Here is a 14,995-nt window from a genome sequence, read left to right as displayed (position 1 = left end):
CTAGGTTTTCCTGCGCCATAACACTATCGCTGACAAACTAGCATCAATGCAGGTTTGGGGTTGTTTGCAACACTTAACTCCTACAGAGCCTAGTCATAAGCCAAGGATCAAGTGTTTCGCGTAAAATCGACAAAACAACAAAAGCTTTCCGGATTCTGTCGTGATTTTCAAAGAACTAGACCCTTTCCAATCTGACGACAAGTTCGCCAGATCAGGCCGTGCAGCAGAAGAAAAAATGGCCTTCTACCTCAAGCGTTTTTTTGGCAACGATCCAGATATCCTGGTTCTCAACGGCATCCGCATTGAAGCGGATGGAGATGCTGCGCAGATTGACCATCTGGTTATCCATTCCCATGGTCTGTCCATCGTCGAGAGCAAGAGCGTTCACGGCAAGATTCAGATCAAGGACGATGGCCAATGGATCAGATGGTTCGGGGCAAACCAATCAAAAGGCATGGCCTCCCCGATCACTCAGGCACGCCTTCAGGAACGATTTTTCCGGGATGTGCTGGGTAAGGCATCCAAAAATGAAGCCTTCTTTTCCAAGTTCCCGATTGATCTCTACGTCGCGATTTCCGACGATGGCATCATTATCTGGCCGCAATCAGGCCCGGTCTCTGGGGTGTGCAAAGCTGATCAAGTAGCCGACAAAATCATTGAATCAAATCAGGAGAAGTCGGCAAAGAAGGGGCTTGAGCTTACTCTGGATAATCGCAAAAAAATTGCAGCCTTCCTCAAGGCCATCAACAAGCCGCTGACCAAGACAGCACCAGAACCCGAGGTAGTGGAACCGCAGATTGCCCAAGCGATCAATCCATTCCCGGAGCCTGTGGCTGACACCGCGACTGTGCACACCTGCAAGCATTGCGGCGGCAAAAATCTGGAGATTCGCTACTCGTATAGCTACTTCTTCTACTGTAACGATTGCGAGAGAAATACGGCCATTAAAGCGGCATGCCCGACCTGTGGCGGAGCGGCCAAGCTGCGCAAACAGAAGAAGGAATTTTTCGCGGAATGCGAAAAGGACGCCTACTCTGGCTTGTTCTTTGTGAATCCGTAGAACTCAATCCCCCGAGAACCAAGGCCAGGACGACATGCTGATTTTCAACTGTAGCAAAGCATTCGCTGAGTTCATCGAACCTAAATCCAAAGAAGGCACACCTCGATTAGTTCTGGCGGCCCCTTCGCCGAATCTGGCGGATGATGCCGAACTATTGCGAGACAACTCAGGTCAGAAACCTGCGCACTTGCAGCAATGGGTTGTGCATCTGGTTCGCATCCGCCGCCGTGCTTGCATCTTTGCAATGGAAGCCGACACCCGCTATGCCATGGTTTTCACGGGCCTGAAAAAGGGAGACTTGAAGGGGTTTATCAATCAGCTTATCGAGCGGTTAGCCAACGAAATGGCCTTTGCTGCTGGCGATCTTGGGATGATGGTTGATTTCGATGCCGCCATGGAAAAATTCTTGGCTCGCCATCGTGATTTCCGTTTCTTTCTGAGAGCAGACCGGAGCGTACAAGCGCATTTGAAGGATGTTGTCTGGCACCTGCAAGATCAGGCGGAAATGGCCGGAGAGTTACCAGAAGGCCATGAAGAATGTGGCATGTTCGACGAATCTGCCAACGATATTCTCCGCTCAACCAAAGGGCGCAAGGATTACTTCGTACCGGCGGAAGAAATGCTTTGCCAATGGTTAACGGACTATGCAGGATTAACCGCCCAAGGCGAATCCAAACTGCGCGCGCAAATCAGGGCAAACAAAAGACGATTCATCCAAGACTAAATCACCGCCATCATGGCTGGCAAAGATAACCCGCCATAAAAGCGAGTCGAGCAGTGCCGTGGCGAAGGCTGATATGGAAGAAAAAACCGCACTTGGGCAGCAGGGTAATCTCTAGACAGACTGATCTTCTGTCTTATGTGGAGCTCAACATAAGGCCGAAAAGCAAACGTCAACGCCTCAGCTCAACACCCAAAGCAGCGGAACCATCATCACGCACGACAACAGTACCTGGTAGTCCGGGGAAGACAGATTCTGGCGGATCAAGGTCGACATGGGGTTCTCCTGACAAAGTGACTTGGCATTGAATAGAACGCACGTTCTATAATATCCAACATCTTCTGTTTTGGGTACTCCCATGTGTGCTTTGTTGATTGGCCCGTTTCCGGCGAATTTGTTGCCGCCTCTTATGCCCATTCCCGTCATGGGCGGTTCAGTATCAGCGGGGTTTCCATCTCCAGCCGAGGATTGGGTGGAAGATCGGGTGGATCTCAACCGGCGTTTTGTTCCTCATCCCGAGGCGACATTCTTTTTCCGGGTCTGCGGGGACAGCATGGTCAGCCCGATAGCGGAACGCTCCATCCCCGATAAAGCCACGCTGATCGTGGATCGCTCCCGCGAGGCCAAGCACGATGACATCGTGGTGGCGATTCTGAATGACGAGTTCACCGTCAAACGGCTGTATCGACGTGGCAACCGGTTGGCGCTGATTGCCGAGAATCCGGCCTATCCGCCCATCGTGCTCAATGAAGAACAGGAGTTGAGTATCTGGGGTGTGGTCACAGCCTGGATCATGGAACCCCGATGATCGCGCTGATCGATGTGAACAACTTCTATGTGTCCTGCCAGCGGGTCTTTGAACCCAGGCTGGAAGGCAAGCCGGTGGTGGTGCTTTCCAATAACGATGGCTGTGCGGTGGCGCGCAGCAATGAAGTCAAAGCCCTCGGCATCAATATGGCTCAGCCTTGGTATCAGATGCGGGAGTTGGCCCAACGGCACGGGATCATTGCCTACAGTAGCAACTATGCGCTGTATGCCGATATGAGCCATCGGGTGATGAGTCTTCTCCGACGGTTTTCTCCCCAGCAGGAAATCTACAGTATTGATGAGTGCTTTCTGGGGCTGGAGGGGATTCGGCGTGATCACACGGAACTCGGCCAGGAGATTCGCCAGACCGTGAAGCAATGGATAGGTTTGCCGGTCTGCGTAGGCATTGCGCCCACCAAAACCTTGGCCAAGTTCTGCAACCATCTGGCAAAAAAACGGCCGGGATTCGCAGGTGTGTGTGAATGGGTCAAGCTGGATCAGGCGACTCAACACCGCTTGATGCAGGAAGTGGCCATTGATGAGGTCTGGGGTGTGGGTCGCAGGTTATCGGTCAGGCTGAATCAGGAAGGTATCTTTACGGTCGCGGATCTGACTCAAGCCCATCCGGACATCATCCGCCGTCGGTACAACGTGGTTCTGCAAAAGACAGTGATGGAACTGCGTGGTATTCCCTGTATTGATCTGGAAGATCATGTGCCCAACAAACAGCAGATTCTCTGCTCACGCAGTTTTGGGCAACCGATCTATTCCGAACAGGATTTGCGTGAAGCGGTCAGTACCTATGTGGCGCGCGCCGCAGAGAAACTGCGTCGGCAGAAATCGGTGGCCGGCAGTCTGGCTGTGTTTATCCGGACCAATCCGCACCGGTTACAAGATCCCCAATACAGTCCGCACGTCACCGTTCCTTTATCCCAGGCCATTGATGACACCCTGCTGCTGACCAAAGCGGCACTGTGGATATTGAAGCGCATCTACCAACCCGGATACAGCTATGCCAAAGCCGGGGTCATGCTGCTCGACCTGCAGGAAAACACCGCCATTCAAGGCAACCTGTTCCAGCAAACCGCCGATCCCCTGAAACGTGCCCACCTGAATGAAACCATGGATCAGATCAACCGGCGCTGGGGCCGGGGGACGTTGAAACTGGCCAGTGCGGGATTCAATCAAGGTTGGAAGATGCGGCAGGACAACTTGTCGCCGTGCTGGACGACGCGGTGGGAGGATTTGCCCGTCACCACATAATGCCGCCAATACACTTCTTGATTCACGTCATGCCCCACACCAAAATCTAATCAAATTGATCATGTATCAACGGCGGCCGCATGGCTTACACATCCAATCTCAAGTAAACTGCAAGCCATGTAAGTTGATCGAGAAATCTCATGGCCACATTGCAGCTCGACAAGCTCAGCTTTGCCGTTCAGGAACGGCTGGCGTTTATCGAGTTTCGGCTGTGGTTCATGGGTGAATTGCGCCGCGCTGATATCATCGAGCGCTTCTGGGTAGGTCCGGCTGTTGCTACCCGTGATTTGGCGCAATACCGGGGATTGGCACCGGACAACATTGAATTCGAAGGCAGCGGCAAGCTTTACCGCCAAGGCAAAAACTTCACCCCACTATTCGAGCATCCGCTACCGCGAGTCCTGTCCTTGCTATCCCTTGGTTTCGGGGATGGCTTGGGCGGGTATGGCGGCGCCATGCTTCCCTGTGAATACCCTTCCTCGCTCAACCGCCCGGCCTTGTCGGTCCTGGCAACAGTTTCCCGCGCTATCCATCTGCAAAAACCGCTCACACTCCAGTATCACTCCACCACCTCCGGGTTGACCGAACGCGAGATCGTGCCCTTCGCACTGGTGGATAACGGTCTGCGCTGGCATGTGCGCGCCTATGATCGCAAGCGCCAGGAATTCCGCGATTTTGTGATTACCCGCATGATCAATCCCGTCGTGCAAATGGACGGCATATTTGAGGCGCACGAGCGCCCCGACCAAGATATTCAGTGGAGCCGGATTGTTGAGCTGGATCTGGTTCCTCATCCGGATCAGCCCAGACCGAAAATTGCCGAACTTGATTACGGCATGGAGGGTGGCGTATTGCACGTCAAAGTGCGCGCCGCGATGGCAGGCTACATGCTGCGCCGCTGGAGTGTGGATTGCTCGCCGGATCACAGCCTGCGCGGGCCGGAATATCGCTTGTGGCTGAAAGATCATCTGGCGCTGTATGGCGTGAAGAATGCGGTGCTGGCACCGGGTTATGTTGAACCGGGGGCAAGAAATTGATTACTGCGCATCACACTTACAATCCAAAATTAAATTCGTCTAAACAGGGCTTACTGTGAACAAGCAACAACTTGCAGCAAAAATCTGGGCATCCGCCAACCAGATGCGGTCGAAAATCGAAGCCAATGAATACAAGGACTACATCCTGGGCTTCATTTTTTACAAGTATCTCTCGGACAAATTGGAACGATTTGCCGTCAGCCAAGAATTCAGTCAAGAGGATATTCAGAGTCTTTCCGAAGATGATGAAGAGGTCGTCAACTTCTTCAAGAGCAACCTGGGTTATTTCATCTCTTACCCCAATTTGTTTTCGACTTGGCTGGCATTGGGTGGCGATTTTGAAGTCGCACATGTGCGTGTGGCACTGTCTGCCTTTAGCCGTCTCATTCACCCGAACCACAAGCGGCTCTTCGACGGTATTTTCAAAACGCTTGAAACCGGCTTGAGCAAGCTGGGCGAGTCCGCAGCCAGTCAGACCAAGGCGATCAGCGCGCTGCTTCAACTCATCAAAGACATCCCCATGGATGGCCGCCAGGGCTACGACGTGCTCGGCTTCATCTACGAATACCTCATCAGCATGTTTGCCGCCAATGCGGGCAAAAAAGCGGGTGAGTTCTATACGCCGCATGAAGTTTCCGTGCTCATGTCCGAGATCATCGCGTACCACCTCAAGGACCGCGAAACCATCCAGATTTACGACTCCACCAGCGGATCCGGCTCGCTGTTGCTCAATATCGGCCAGTCCATCGCCAAGCACATGGTGGACAAGGACAACATCAAATACTTCGCCCAAGAGCTGAAAGAAAACACCTACAACCTCACGCGTATGAACCTCGTCATGCGCGGCATCCTGCCCAGCAATATTGTTACCCGCAACGCCGACACGCTGGAAGACGATTGGCCGTACTTCGACGATCAAGACCCGGTTAATTCCTACAACCCGCTCTATCTCGATGCAGTCGTCTCCAATCCGCCGTATTCGCAAAAGTGGGACCCACAGCACAAAGAGGCCGACCCGCGCTACGCCCGCTTCGGCCTTGCGCCAAAGTCCAAGGCCGACTACGCCTTTCTGCTGCACGATCTCTATCACCTCAAGCCGGATGGCATCATGGCCATCGTTTTACCGCACGGCGTGCTGTTCCGGGGCGGAGAAGAAGGCGCAATCCGCAAGAGTCTGATCGAGAACAACCACCTCGAAACCATCATCGGCCTGCCGTCCAACATTTTCTTTGGCACCAGCATCCCCACCATCATCTTGGTGCTGCGGCAAAAGCGCGAAAGCAGCGATGTGCTAGTCGTGGATGCCTCCAAGGGCTTTGCCAAGGAAGGCAAGAACAACAAGCTCCGCGCCTCTGATATCAAGAAAATCGCCGACACCGTGACCGGCCGCCTCACTGTGCCGGGCTACAGCCGCCTCGTTCCCAAGACCGAGCTGCAGGCCAATGACTACAACCTCAACATCCCACGCTACGTGGATTCCTCCGAGCCAGCGGAAAGCTGGGATCTTTATGCCTCCATGTTTGGCGGCATCCCGCAGAGCGAACTGGATGCGCTGGCCGACTTCTGGAGGGCCTTTCCCAGCCTGCGTGCAGCCCTATTTACCGACAACGGCACACCCTACGTTGCGCCACGGGTGGAAGACCTTGCCAAAACCATCTGCGAACATGAAGAGGTAAAGAACTACGGCACAGCATTCAAAACCGCCTTTGCCGATTTCACGCCCTGGCTGCGCAGCGTGCTGCTTGAAAAAATGCGCACCCTGCAAATTCCCCAGCAGGAGGCGCTCATTAGTAAAGAGCTATTTGCCCGTCTTGCTCCGCTGCCACTCATCGATAAATACCAGGCCTACCAGATCCTCGACGATCACTGGCAACCGATTGCGGTCGATCTGGAAATCATCCAGACCGAGGGCTTCGGGGCTACCCGCGTCGTTGACCCCCATTACGTCATCAAAAAAAAAGATGGCAAAGAAGCCGAGGTGCAAGAGGGCTGGCGGGGCCGCATCATGCCCTTCGAGCTGGTGCAGACGATCCACCACAAGCCAGAGCTGGATGCGCTGCGCGAAAAGGAAAACCGCCTCAGCGAAATCACTGCCTCTCTTGAAGAAACACTGGAGAGCTTCAGCGAAGAAGACAAGGCCAATGACACCGTCAACGATGCCGGTGACAAGTTCGTCGCAGCCGCCGTCGCCAAAGAGGCCAAGCTCTTGCTCGCCGAGGCGAAAAAATCAGGCGATTTCGAGCCTGAATCTTACGAGGCAAAAATCGTCCAGATCGCCGAATGGCTCGCCGAGGAGAAAACTCTGAAAGCGGCCATCAAGAAAGAGGCCGAAGCCCTGCACCTCAAGACCAAGAAAACCATTGAAGGCCTGACTGACGCGCAGGTGCATATACTGCTCGAACGCAAGTGGATAACCCCCTTCAATGACGAACTCCACGGCCTGCCCGATCAGCAGATTGATACCTTAGTCCGCAAGCTCGAAACCCTCGTGGAAAAGTATCGCATCACCTACGCCGACAACGCCCACGAGATCCAACAAGCCGAAACCGCACTGGCGGGCATGATTGGGGAGCTGGACGGGAGTGAGTTTGACCTTAAAGGTCTCGCGGAACTGAAAACCTTGCTGGCAGGGAATTGAGATGACAGCGCAAACTGATAGCAAGTTGCCCGGAATTCGGTTTGGAGCGTTCAGTGGCGATTGGGATGAAAAAGAGCTGGGAGCGCTGTTCCCAATTACATCTGCTGCACGTGTCCATAAAAATGAATGGACCAAATCGGGAGTCCCGTTCTTCCGATCTAGCGATGTCGTCTCTCACTTCAAAGGCGAAGCCAATGCCAAGGCTTTCATTTCCGTTGAACTGTACGAAGAGCTTTCCGCGAAGGTTGGGCGTATTAAAAAAGGTGACATGCTAGTCACTGGTGGTGGCTCAATCGGTATCCCTTTTCTGGTCAAAAACGATGATCCGCTGTACTTCAAGGACGCAGATCTTCTTTGGTTCAAAATTCGCGAGGCAGTGGATAGCCACTATCTCTACACGTTTCTTTCCTCGACCCCATTTCGCCAGTACCTTAAAAGCATCAGCCACATTGGCACAATTGCTCACTACACAGTTGAGCAAGCTAAAGGCACACCAGTCACGCTCCCCCGCGATCCAGATGAACAAACTAAAATCGGCGACTATTTCCGCGAGCTAGATAGTTTGATCGCGCTGCATCAGCGCAAGCTTGACAAGCTGGTGGCGCTGAAAATAGCGATGCTGCAAAAGATGTTCCCGCGACCCGGCGCTACCATCCCTGAAATCCGCTTCAAAGGCTTCTCGGGAGATTGGGTGGAGAAGAGGCTGGGAGATGTCATTGATCTGGGCAGCGGACGGGATTACAAACACCTCTCACCTGGGGATATTCCAGTTTATGGAACTGGGGGGTACATGCTCAGCGTGAATGAGGCGCTATCAACCAGCAGGGATGCGGTTGGGATTGGACGAAAAGGGACAATCGATAAGCCGTACATTTTGAAAGCGCCCTTCTGGACGGTTGATACATTGTTCTACGCAATTCCCAAAGCTGAGAACCATCTGGATTTTGTTTACTGTATTTTTCAGCGGATCGACTGGAAGCAGAAGGATGAATCCACAGGGGTTCCTAGTCTCTCAAAAGTTGCGATTAACGGGGTTGCTGTCCTTGCAACAAACCCAACAGAACAACAAAAAATCGGCAGCTACTTCCGCACACTGGACGAGCTAATTTCCAAGCACGCCATCCAGATCCAGAAACTCCAGCAGATCAAATCCGCCTGCCTGGAAAAGATGTTTGTCTAAAAGGCACAACGATTAGCCATGAACACATTTGCCAAAGAATCCGAATTTGAAGCCGCCGTGATCGACGCGCTGCGCCAGCGTGGCTGGGGCGACGCGGATGTGATCAAGAATCCGACTGAAGCGGACTTGCTGGAGAACTGGAAGAAAATCCTGTTTGAGAACAATCGCGGCAAGGATCGGCTCAATGAAGTGCCGCTGACCGACAGCGAGATGCAGCAGATCATGGAGCAGATCACCGCGCTGCGCACCCCGCTCAAACTCAATGGCTTCATCAATGGCAAAACGGTGGCTATCACCCGTGACAACCCGGCGGATTCGCTGCACGTCGGCAAGGAAGTAAGCCTGAAGATTTACGACCGGCTGGAGATTGCCGCCGGGCAAAGTCGCTACCAGATCGCACAACAGCCGCGCTATGTGCGTGGTTCGCCGCTACTCAACGACCGGCGCGGCGATCTGCTGCTGCTGATCAACGGCATGCCGGTAATCCACATCGAGCTAAAGAAAAGCGGTGTGCCGGTGAGCCAGGCCTACAATCAGATCGAAAAATATTCGCGCGAGGGGATCTTCAGCGGCCTGTTTTCGCTGGTGCAGATTTTCGTAGCGATGGAGCCCGCCGAGGCGCTTTACTTCGCCAATCCCGGTCCAGACGGGAAGTTCAACAAGGATTACGCTTTCCACTGGGCAGATTTCAACAATGAGCCGATCAACGACTGGAAGACCTTTACCTCCAGCCTGCTTTCGATCCCGATGGCGCATCAGCTGATCGGTTTTTACACCGTGGCCGATGAATCAGACGGCGTGCTGAAAGTGATGCGTAGCTATCAGTACTACGCTGCGCATGCCATATCGGACAAAGTCGCCAAGACCGATTGGAAGAACCCGAACCGCTTGGGCGGCTACATCTGGCACACCACCGGCTCGGGCAAGACAATGACGAGCTTCAAGTCGGCCCAGCTTATTGCCAACTCTAAGGATGCGGACAAGGTGGTGTTTCTGCTCGACCGTATCGAACTGGGCACGCAGACGCTGAAGAACTACCGTAACTTCGCCGGAGACAGCGAAGAGGTGCAGGCCACGGAATACACGGGCGTACTCGTCAAAAAACTCAAGAGCACCGACCCTGCCGATACCCTGATCGTCACATCCATCCAGAAGATGAGCCGACTCAAGGATGAGGAGGATGGACTGAAAGGCGATGATCTGGAAAAGATGCGCGCCAAGCGCATCGTGTTCATCGTGGATGAATGCCACCGCTCCACCTTTGGTGACATGCTCATTGATATCAAGAAGAGCTTTTCCGGCGCGGTTTTCTTCGGCTTCAGTGGCACGCCGATCCATAAGGAAAACATCCGCAAGGACAACACCACGACCGATGTCTTCGGCGATGAGCTGCACCGTTACAGCATTGCCGATGGTATCCGCGACAAAAACGTCCTGGGCTTCGACCCCTACCAAGTGATGACTTATCGCGACAAGGATTTACGGCAAGCCGTCGCGCTGGAAAAGGCCAAAGCCGCTTCGCCGGCAAAAGCTTTTGCCGACCCCAAGAAAAAGAAGGTCTTCAACCACTACATGAATGAAGTGCCGATGGCTGGGGACTGGGATGGTGCGGGTGTTTATCATAAGGGCATCGAAGACTACTTGCCCAATTCGCAGTATGACCGTGACGAGCATCAGAATGCGGTGATTCAAGACATTGCCGACAACTGGGTCACCCTGAGCCAGAGCAATAAGTTCCACGCCATCTTGGCCACCAGCAGTATCCCGGAAGCGATCACCTACTACCGGTTGATGAAGGCGCAGTGCCCGCAGCTGAAAATCACTGCGCTCTTTGATCCGAATATCAATGACGACGACGGGGGATGTGATTCTGAGCTCAAGACAGCGGGATTGGTCGAAATCATTGGAGACTACAACACTACTTATGGGCAGACGTTCGACCTCGGTACGCACGCGAGATTCAAAGAAGATTTGGCTGCACGCCTTGCCCACAAAAAGCCCTACCAACGCATCGCGGCCGAGCCAGAGAAACGACTCGATTTGCTGATCGTGGTGAACCAAATGCTGACCGGTTTCGACTCGCAATGGTTGAACACGCTCTACCTCGACAAGCTATTGGAATACGAAAACATTATTCAGGCGTTCTCGCGCACCAATCGCCTTTCCGGGTCGGACAAGCCTTTTGGCACGATCCGTTATTACCGCAAGCCCCACACGATGAAGCGGAACGTCGATGCCGCCGTGAAGCTCTATTCCGGCGACAAGCCGATTGGCCTCTATGCAGATCGTTTGCCGCAGAATCTGGAGCGGATGAACGCATGCTTTGTCGAAATCTGCGCAATCTTCAGTGCCGTGGGCATTACTGATTTCTCGAAGCTGCCAGACGACCTGACGGCGCGCGCGGCCTTTGCCAAGCAGTTCAACCAGTTCAGCGCCATCCTGGAAGCCGCGAAGATCCAAGGATTTACGTGGGAGAAATCAGTTTATGAATTCGGTGAAGATCCCAAGACGCAAGTCACGCTAGCCATTAGCCATCATCAATACCTGACGCTTCTGCAGCGCTACAAAGAACTTGGCAGCAGTGGTGGCGGCGGTGGCGGGAGCATTCCCTTCGAGATTGATAGCCATATCACCGAAATCGACACCGGCAAGATCGACGCCGATTACATGAACTCGCGCTTTGAGAAATTTCTCAAAGTTCTGCACGGCGGCGACGAGCAGGCTAAGGAAGCCACTTTGGCCGAGTTGCACCGTTCATTTACATCGCTCTCGCAGGAAGAACAAAGAATCGCTGAGATCTTTCTGCATGACATCCAGCGCGGTGATGTGCAGATCGACCCTAGCCGCACTTTCCGCGATTACCTTGCGGACTATCAGGCGCAAGCAAAAAACAAGGAGATCGAAGCCATCGTTGAATGCCTTGGAGTCGATGCGACCAAACTCATTGCATTGATGAGCGCGAAAACGACTGAAGCCAATCTGAATGAATTCGGTCGCTTTGATGTGCTATTGGCAACGGTCGACAAGCAAAAGGCCAAAGCCTATTTCGAGGCGCAGGAAGGGAAAAGCATCCAGGCCTTCAAAGTGAATATCAAGGCCGCTGAGTTGCTGCGCACCTTTATCATTCAGGGTGGTTTTGAGCTAAAAGTGCCTGGTAATTTAACGTGCATTTGCAACGAGGACGAGGTTCATGCGGCAACTTCTACAATCGACGGATTAGATAATGGCCATCTTTAAAAACACTACCGGTAAGCTCAACAAGCTGAACATTCTGCCGCTCGACAAGGAAAAAGCCCTGCAAGCGCTGGTCGAGAGCAACCTGATGACTGCGCTGGATCTGCATTTTCTGGCTAGTGAATACCCCACCACTTTTGGTGGCCGGATCGATACGCTGGCAGTGGATTTGAACGGCGCGCCCGTGATCATCGAGTACAAGCGCAACAAGAACGACAATGTGATCAACCAGGCGCTTTCCTACCTGAAATGGCTGCGCGCCCAGAAGTCGGAATTTTTCCGCATGCTGATGATCGACAAGCTGGGCAAGGCGGTTGCAGACTCCATCCAGTTGGACTGGAACAATCCGCGCGTGATCTGCATTGCCGAGTCCTACAGCAAGTTCGATATGGATACGGTTGAGGTGGTGCCGTTGCGGATTGAGCTCTTCAAACATCGCTTCTACGAGCAAGACATCTTCAGCCTGGAACCGCTAAACGTGCCAGACGCTCAAGCGGTTTTGCTGCCGGCTGTTGCAATCCCGAAAGATTCGAAATCGGTTGGTGCTGAAGAATCCCTTGCCACGGTGGAAGCACTCCGGAGCAAAGCCAACGAAGCCACCCGCCAACTCTTCGATGCCATGCAAGAGCAGATTCTTGCGTGGGATGAGTCAATTGAAGAAAAGGCGACCATGCTTTACGTGGCTTATCGTGTTTCAAAAAACTTTGCAGAAGTGCATGTTCAGAAGAACCAACTGCGAATTCACCTGCGCCCGATGGAATACAACGACCCACGCGGCATGGTCGAAAAAATTCCGGACGGGTACAACTGGACGATGAATCGTCGCGTGTACTTGGGCAACGGCGAAGACCTGGATTATGTGATGGGGTTGATTGAGCAGTCTTATCAATCGCTGCTTTGAGATGGATATTTGATCGATGCCGCGTCTAAACCATCAATCGTATCGAGCAGCAAGCAAGGTGGATTAATGGGCGGCAGTTGAGCCGCAAATCACCCTTCAATATCAGTGATAATGATAATCACCACAGGCACAACATAACATCCAAGCCCTCGTGCGCCCTATCCTTGTCTTAGGTAGAATCAACTTAAGAATCGGTACGAGTCCTATCGAGGGACTCGTACCGATTCATTGAGACAACCCCCTTAGCCCAAGCGTCTCCAAGGTCTAGGTCGCAGCTCTTTGGTATACGGTTTAGTATATTTGAAAATTCGAAATTTTTTTATTTTTTATAAATCAAATACTTAATAACACATTTCGTGAGAGACCCCGGCACCAGTTAGTAAAGCAAAGGGTTACGTGAACAACGTAACCCTTTTGTTTTTCCTGCCCCAGCGGTGAATTGCCCCCATGTCGGCGCATCACGATAGCCGTCAAATGTGCAATTAACTGCACAAGGGCAGAATAAATCTTCCTGGCAGCCTCCCGAATGCCGATCATCACCTTTCCAATCCAAAATTCCTGCCCCTCCACGACGACGAAGTCAGAATTGAATAGCGGGGAGCCTGACTTACCCGTGAGAATCGTTAGTGCAAAGAAACGGCACCATCTGCCAACACCATGGGCGCCATTCCCTCGTTGCATACAGGCACGCGTTTCACAAGGAGAACGATCATGACCAAAGCATGGCACAGCACCAAAGAAGACAAGAAAAAACCGGTGATGACGGCAAAGGAAAAGAAGGCGCTCAAGCACGCCAAGAAACATCCGGAAGGCGCAGTGATAGTGCCTCCGACGCATCATTGATGCCTGTTCAGCCTCGGTTTTTGCAGGCCACCGCAGCGCCACATGCAAAAGGGTTGCACAAATCGCGCAACCCTTTGTCTTTTTCTGTCATCCACGCAACAGGCATTTTCCGGTGCAGCCAGATCCAGATTACGTAGCAGCTCGGGCAGGCGGGAGCCGATGCCGAAACGCTGCCCGGCCAGCACCGTGACGCAGCCGGCGACGTCGCCCAGAGCAACATCATAAAGTGCAACGTGCCACCTTACGAGCCAGCGTTCAGGATTGAATTGCTGCAGCTATCGAATCCCGCTCGGGGTTTGGACACACCTCAAACATAGAAAACCAAGCCTGTGGGAGCGGACAAAGTCCGCGATGCGATTTGATTGCATAGACGGATATCGCGGTTTGCAACCGCTCCCACAACTTCGGATACGGCAAGTCAGTCGCGAATCGCCTCGTCCATCAGCGCCCGCATCCTTCGCCAGTGCGAACCTTCCCAGAACACCCGGCCGCAGACCTCGCAGGTCGAAAAACGGTTTTGCAGCACCCGCACCGAAGGCGGCAGGCGCTCGAACACCTGCTGCTTGTCGATCCCGTGCAGCGGCGCGTTGCATTCCATGCAGCGCGTGAAGGGGTGAACGCTGCGCTTGAGATCCAGCCGCTCGATGACCTCCCGCAGTTGCAACGCCGGCTTTTGCGCATGGATGTAGCAGCCATGATCGATCTCGCGGTATTTGAGCAGATCGCGGTCGCGCGTCAGCAGGATGCGCGCTTCGTCGATGGCAATGGCGGCAATCTCGCGATCGCCGTAATTGTTGCGGTAGAGAGTGTCGAAGCCGGCCATGCGCAAGAGGCGCGCCAACCCGCCGAGATGGGAATCGGCGACGAAGCGCACTTCCCGCAGCGGTTCGGCGCGGACGCGCAGCAAGGGCGTGATGTCGAAGGATTCGAAGCGCGGATAGACGGCAACGCGGTCGCCGTCCTGCAGCAGATGTCCGAAGCCGACCGATTCTCCGTTGACCAACACCAGCTCGACTTCGGTATGCGGCACACCGAGCGCCTCGATCATGTGCTTCGCCGTGGCCGCTCGGGCGCACGGCGCGCCGAACTCCCTCCCGCGCCGTTCCAGCGGCAGAAAATCGTTCAACTCCTCGTAGAAGCGGAAGATCGCCGTTGTCATTGCACATACCTCGAGCGCAATTAAGCATACTTCAGAGTATGTCGATATTGATGCGGCCAAATGAAATTTGGATTTTCTCGTCATACCGGCGCAGGCCGGCATCCAGCAACGAAGCCACTTCAAACCACTGGACCCCGGCCTGCGCCGGGGCG

The 14,995-nt window shown here is 53.6% G+C and carries 11 protein-coding genes; 10 read left to right on the top strand and 1 reads right to left on the bottom strand.

The window, feature by feature from the left end:
* Positions 1–160: 160 nt before the first annotated feature.
* The 10 genes from BMZ36_RS07465 to BMZ36_RS14810 all read left to right on the top strand — a co-directional run bounded on the left by BMZ36_RS07465 (position 161) and on the right by BMZ36_RS14810 (position 13,684).
* Positions 161–1,060: a nuclease-related domain-containing protein gene (locus BMZ36_RS07465; protein ID WP_091193783.1), complete on the top strand. Its 900-nt coding sequence runs from the start codon at positions 161–163 to the stop codon at positions 1,058–1,060.
* A gap of 34 nt (positions 1,061–1,094) precedes the next feature.
* Positions 1,095–1,784, top strand: a complete 690-nt coding sequence (locus BMZ36_RS07460) for a DUF6933 domain-containing protein (RefSeq protein ID WP_091193780.1) — start codon at positions 1,095–1,097, stop codon at positions 1,782–1,784.
* A gap of 355 nt (positions 1,785–2,139) precedes the next feature.
* Positions 2,140–2,589: a LexA family protein gene (locus BMZ36_RS07455; protein ID WP_218142662.1), complete on the top strand. Its 450-nt coding sequence runs from the start codon at positions 2,140–2,142 to the stop codon at positions 2,587–2,589.
* Positions 2,586–3,851 (top strand): Y-family DNA polymerase, encoded by a 1,266-nt coding sequence (locus BMZ36_RS07450; protein WP_091193771.1) that lies wholly within the window; start codon positions 2,586–2,588, stop codon positions 3,849–3,851. Before BMZ36_RS07455 ends, BMZ36_RS07450 begins: the two co-directional genes overlap by 4 nt.
* A 140-nt stretch (positions 3,852–3,991) precedes the next feature.
* Complete coding sequence (locus tag BMZ36_RS07445; RefSeq protein WP_091193768.1) at positions 3,992–4,888, top strand: helix-turn-helix transcriptional regulator; 897 nt, start codon at positions 3,992–3,994, stop codon at positions 4,886–4,888.
* 55 nt (positions 4,889–4,943) lie between these two features.
* Positions 4,944–7,526: a type I restriction-modification system subunit M gene (locus tag BMZ36_RS07440; protein WP_091193765.1), complete on the top strand. Its 2,583-nt coding sequence runs from the start codon at positions 4,944–4,946 to the stop codon at positions 7,524–7,526.
* Position 7,527: 1 nt separating this feature from the next.
* Positions 7,528–8,706, top strand: coding sequence for a restriction endonuclease subunit S (locus tag BMZ36_RS07435; protein WP_091193761.1), 1,179 nt, complete (start codon positions 7,528–7,530; stop codon positions 8,704–8,706).
* 18 nt (positions 8,707–8,724) lie between these two features.
* Entirely contained in the window at positions 8,725–11,943 is a 3,219-nt protein-coding gene (locus tag BMZ36_RS07430; protein WP_091193757.1) for a type I restriction endonuclease subunit R, read from the top strand.
* The gene (locus tag BMZ36_RS07425; RefSeq protein ID WP_091193754.1) at positions 11,930–12,841 is read left to right on the top strand and encodes a DUF5655 domain-containing protein; all 912 of its coding nucleotides are present in this window, start codon (positions 11,930–11,932) and stop codon (positions 12,839–12,841) included. Before BMZ36_RS07430 ends, BMZ36_RS07425 begins: the two co-directional genes overlap by 14 nt.
* A gap of 711 nt (positions 12,842–13,552) precedes the next feature.
* Complete coding sequence (locus tag BMZ36_RS14810; protein WP_281242213.1) at positions 13,553–13,684, top strand: hypothetical protein; 132 nt, start codon at positions 13,553–13,555, stop codon at positions 13,682–13,684.
* A gap of 418 nt (positions 13,685–14,102) precedes the next feature.
* On the opposite strand, the gene BMZ36_RS07420 is transcribed toward BMZ36_RS14810, so the two are convergent.
* Positions 14,103–14,843, bottom strand: a complete 741-nt coding sequence (locus BMZ36_RS07420; protein WP_091193751.1) for a Mut7-C RNAse domain-containing protein — start codon at positions 14,841–14,843, stop codon at positions 14,103–14,105.
* Between the last annotated feature and the right edge of the window lie 152 nt (positions 14,844–14,995).

It is taken from the genome of Formivibrio citricus (assembly GCF_900115065.1).
In the GTDB taxonomy this organism is placed as follows: Bacteria; Pseudomonadota; Gammaproteobacteria; order Burkholderiales; family Chitinibacteraceae; genus Formivibrio; species Formivibrio citricus.
Note: the sequence above shows the minus strand (reverse complement) of the source record. Positions and strands in the feature narration are given on the sequence as shown.